Annotated in this window: 3 protein-coding genes; 1 reads left to right on the top strand and 2 read right to left on the bottom strand. The window is 67.9% G+C overall.

Annotated features, from left to right (window positions below):
- Positions 1–57: 57 nt before the first annotated feature.
- Positions 58–1,266 (bottom strand): DoxX family membrane protein, encoded by a 1,209-nt coding sequence (locus GX543_RS11115; RefSeq protein WP_290851969.1) that lies wholly within the window; start codon positions 1,264–1,266, stop codon positions 58–60.
- Positions 1,267–1,347: 81 nt separating this feature from the next.
- On the opposite strand from GX543_RS11115, the gene GX543_RS11110 reads away from it, so the two are divergent.
- Positions 1,348–2,487, top strand: coding sequence for a PQQ-dependent sugar dehydrogenase (locus GX543_RS11110; protein ID WP_290851968.1), 1,140 nt, complete (start codon positions 1,348–1,350; stop codon positions 2,485–2,487).
- Between the two features lie 23 nt (positions 2,488–2,510).
- Here the strand turns inward: GX543_RS11110 and gatB are convergent.
- A partial coding sequence (gene gatB / locus GX543_RS11105; protein ID WP_290851967.1) for an Asp-tRNA(Asn)/Glu-tRNA(Gln) amidotransferase subunit GatB occupies positions 2,511–3,598 on the bottom strand: 1,088 nt, incomplete at its 5' end.

Here is a 3,598-nt window from a genome sequence, read left to right as displayed (position 1 = left end):
TCGATCAGCGCCCTCACAGGGCGCAGATCGATCACTTTCACGCACGCGGCAGTCGAACTACATCCAGGAGGCCAGCGGGTTGGCTCCGTTGAAGATGATCCAGACCGCGATGGCGACGCCGATACCGACGATCAGCCAGCCGGCTGAGCCCCATGCGGGCCTGCGCGACCATCCCCAGCGGCGATCGAACGAGTACGTTCCCGGACCGGTCAAGATCAGTGCGGCCACTGCCGCGGCCAGGACCACTTCGAGTTCGACGCCGCTGCCGTCGCCGTCCGCGGCGAAGAACCAGAGGCCGCCCGCGAGGGTGACCTTGTAAGTCATCGCAACGAGGATCGCCGACAGCAGCGTGGCACCTGCGATGGGGGTCAGCAGGCCAAGCATCAGCAGGATGCCGCCCGCCGTCTCGCCGACCCCGGTGACGAACGACAGGATCGTCGTGACGTCACTGTTGAAACCGAGACTCGGGTTGGTCGAGTTGGCCAGGAAGTCGGCGAATCCGTCCGGTCCGGGACCGTTCATCCATCCGGTCAGCTTCTGCAGACCGTGAAGGGTGAACGTGAGGCCGACGACGAGGCGCAGGAGCAGCAGGCCCAGGTCGATCGTGCCGCGGCGCGCCTCAGTCGCTGCGACCGCTGCAGGCTGATCGTCAGCTGAGTCGTCGAGATCCACCGGTGCGACCGGCGGCGGATTGTCGTACTCGTCGTCCAACGCGAGCGGCGTGGTCGGCTGCGGTTCGATGTACGGCAACGGCGGTTCGGTCATCTGCTCGGCGTAGCGCCGACCCGAATCCGGTTCCTCATCGGTGTCGTCATCGGCGGCGAACGGCTCGGTGCGAACCTGTTCGGTCGACACGCTCTTCTTGACTGGGTTCTCCGCCTGGGCGTCGCCGCCGGAGTTGATGATCACCGCGGTCTTCGCGTCGGCGCTCGCTGCGGGCGCATCGGTGTCCGCGGCGGCCGGGATCGGCGACATCGCGACGGTCGGCGCCTCGTCGGCCCCCGATTCGGCGTCGGCAGGCGACGTTCCGACAGCCTCGGTTCCGGCAGACTCGACGTCCGCGAGACTGTCGCGTTCGGCCTTCTTATCGATCACCTCTTGGACAGCCGGAGCCGGGCGTCGCCCGTGTCGGTCGAAGAAGTCGTCGTTGTCGGGTCGGGGCCGACGAAACTTGGGCCGTTCGATGGCCTCGGTCTTCTCGTCATACGGACTGCCGACGGCCGACGTCGGATCGTCGGCCGAGGGCTTGTCTTCAGTACTACTCACATCTACCGACTCTATGGCGGGTTGGCCTCGGAGAGGCTGAGCCACAGCCGACGATTTGATAACGATAGTTACAGTGGAGGAATGCGTTTGCACCCCGGCGCGGCTCGCCGCACCCTCCTCGTCGTGACCGCTGCGGCCACCGTGGCGACGATGGCCACCTCGTGTGCCGACTTCACCGAGCAGGACCAGGTGGCCAACCAGGGCTCGTTCACCGCCGAGCCGACCATGCAGCCACGACCACCCGCACCGCCGACTCCGACCGAAGAAGAGCGCGGCGACCCGCCGACCGGTCCGTGTGTCGATCCCGACCAGTCCGTGATCGCGACGTGTCTGGCCTCGACCGGCGGCGTGCGACCCGCCGATCAAACCGGCCGAACCACCTACGTCGCCGAGCGGACCACCGGAAAAATCATCCTCTCCAAGCGCTACGGCCCCCAGCGCACCGTCGCCAGCGCCGAGGTCGACGCCTCGGGAGACGGCGGGCTGATCGACTTCGAGATGTCTCCGACCTACGTGCAGGATCGGATGATCTTCGCGTTGATCACCACCGGCTCCGACAACCGCATCGTGCGCATCGCACCCACCGGTTCGGTCAAGCCGATCTTGACCGGGATCCCGAAGGGCGCGACCGGGAACATGGGGTCCATCTCGTTCGCCTCGCCCACCGAGCTGATCGTGGCGACCGGCAACGCAGGCAACGCCGCCGACGCCGAGAACCCCTCGTCGCTCGCGGGCAAGATCTTCACGATTGATCCCAATCGCACCGACCCGAAACCGGAGATCCGGGCCTCGGGCCTGGGCTCGAACGTCGCCCTGTGCCCGTCGTCCGGTGCCGACGGCCAGCTATATGTCGCCGACAGCGGATCAGCCGGCGACCGACTGTCGCTGGTGGGTCCGAAGGGCCTGCAGCCGGTATGGAGTTGGGCCGACCGTCCCGGCGTCAGCGGCTGCGCCGTCGGCGAGTCGTGGATCGCGGTGTCCATCGCCAAGGCCAAGCGCATCGACACCTTCATCCGACCATCCGCGGGCAGCGCGTCGATCGGTGAGCCGACGCCGATGGAGACCGCCAAGACGTACGGTGCGGTCGGGCGCATGACTTCCGTGGGCGGGGCCGCCGCGCGACTGGCGACCATCAACAAGTCGACCCCCGGCGCCAACGTCAAGAGCTTCGACGACCGGGTCGCCATCTTCCAGCCCAAGGCCGGCGACGACCTGCGGTAACCACCCCGCAGGTCGGCCGCGACCTACTGGCAGGCGGCGATCACCAGTTCCTTGACGCGCGCCGGATCGGCCTGGCCGCGGGTGGCCTTCATGACGTCTCCGACGATCTTGCCTGCGGCCTGCACCTTGCCACCGCGGATCTTCTCAGCGATGTCGGGGTTGGCGGCCAGAGCGTCGTCGACGGCCTTCTGCAGCGCCGAGTCGTCACGCACCACTTCCAGTCCGCGGTCGGCGACGATCTGCGCGGGCTCCCCTTCACCGTCGAGAACGGCGCCGACGACCTGCTGCGCCAGCTTGTTGGTCAGCTTGCCCTCGTCGACCATGCCGATCACCTCGGCGACCTGCTTCGGGGTGATCGTGAGCTCGGCGAGCTCCACGTCGCGTGCGTTGGCCTGCTGCGCCAGGAACGAGACCCACCAGCTGCGGGCCGCGTCGGCGGAGGCACCGGCCTCCGCGGTCTCGATGATGAGGTCGACGGCGCCGACGTTCACCAGGTCGCGCATCACCTCGTCCGAGACGCCCCACTGCTCCTGGATCCGCGCGCGGCGGACCCAGGGCAGCTCGGGCAGCGTGTCGCGCAAAGTGTCGACCCACGCGGGGCTCGCGATGACGGGCGGCAGGTCGGGCTCCGGGAAGTAGCGGTAGTCCTCGGCGGTCTCCTTGCGGCGACCGGCGGAGGTGGTGCCGTCGGCCTCGTGGAAGTGCCGGGTCTCCTGGATGATCTCGCCGCCTGCCGACAGGATTGCGGCCTGTCGCTGCATCTCGAACCGAACCGCCGTCTCCACCGACTTCAGCGAGTTGACGTTCTTGGTCTCGGTACGGGTGCCGAACTCGGTGGCGCCCTTGGGCATCAACGACAGGTTCACGTCGCAGCGCATCGAGCCCTGGTCCATGCGGACGTCGGAGACGTTCAGCGACTTCAGCAGATCGCGCAGGGCGGTGACGTAGGCGCGGGCGATCTCGGGAGCGCGCTCACCGGCGCCCTCGATGGGACGGGTGACGATCTCGACCAGCGGCACACCGGCGCGGTTGTAGTCGAGCAGAGAGTGACTCGCCCCGTGGATACGACCGGTGGCGCCACCGATGTGCAGCGACTTGCCGGTGTCCTCCT

This window comes from Gordonia sp. (in: high G+C Gram-positive bacteria), from assembly GCF_012515855.1.
Taxonomy (GTDB): Bacteria; Actinomycetota; Actinomycetes; order Mycobacteriales; family Mycobacteriaceae; genus Gordonia.
The sequence above is the reverse complement of the archived record's forward strand: the minus strand, read 5'-3'. Positions and strand labels throughout refer to the sequence as shown.

Excerpts from the sequence above, each read along its gene's own strand:
- GX543_RS11110 (WP_290851968.1), top strand. The coding sequence starts at position 1,348 with ATGCGTTTGCACCCCGGCGCGGCTCGCCGCACCCTCCTCGTCGTGACC.